At 71.3% G+C, this 617-nt stretch carries 1 protein-coding gene; it reads left to right on the top strand.

Annotated elements, in window-relative coordinates:
* Nucleotides 1-102: 102 nt before the first annotated feature.
* The coding region (locus tag D471_RS0132345) for an ArsR/SmtB family transcription factor (protein WP_017602440.1) at nucleotides 103-617 on the top strand (515 nt) is incomplete at its 3' end.

Below are 617 nucleotides of genomic sequence, written 5' to 3'. Positions count from 1 at the left end.
CACACCGACGCCACCATCCTCATCGGCCACCGCTGAACCACCACCACAACAACCGGACACACTTCGGCCACCACCCAAGCGCGCCCACCCCACCCTGAAACCATGAACGACCACGCCACCCACCTCGCCGCCCTGGCCCACCTGCTGGCCCACCCCACCCGCGCCCGCGTCTGCCTCGCCCTCCTGGACAACCGCGCCTGGACCGCCACCGAACTCGCCCACCACACCAACGTCACCGCCCCCACCATCAGCGAACACCTCACCCTCCTGATCGAGGGCGGCCTGCTCACCCAGCAACGCCAGGGCCGCCACCGCTACGTCCGCCTCACCGACAGCGACACCGCACACCTGATCGAAACCCTGGCCGCACACACCACCCCCACCCCACCACCAGCACCCACCCTGCGCGCCCACCGCGCCAACCACGCCCTGGCCCGAGCCCGCACCTGCTACGACCACCTCGCCGGCCACCTGGGGGTGGCCATCACCGACGCCCTCACCCACCACGGCCTCCTGCGACAAGACACCGGATTCGCCCTCACCGACACCGGACTGGCCTGGTTCACCGACCACGGCATCGACCTGCCCCGCACCAGCCGACGCCCCCTGGCCCGCTC

Source organism: Nocardiopsis lucentensis DSM 44048 (assembly GCF_000341125.1).
Lineage (GTDB): Bacteria > Actinomycetota > Actinomycetes > Streptosporangiales > Streptosporangiaceae > Nocardiopsis > Nocardiopsis lucentensis.
The sequence above is the reverse complement of the archived record's forward strand: the minus strand, read 5'-3'. Positions and strand labels throughout refer to the sequence as shown.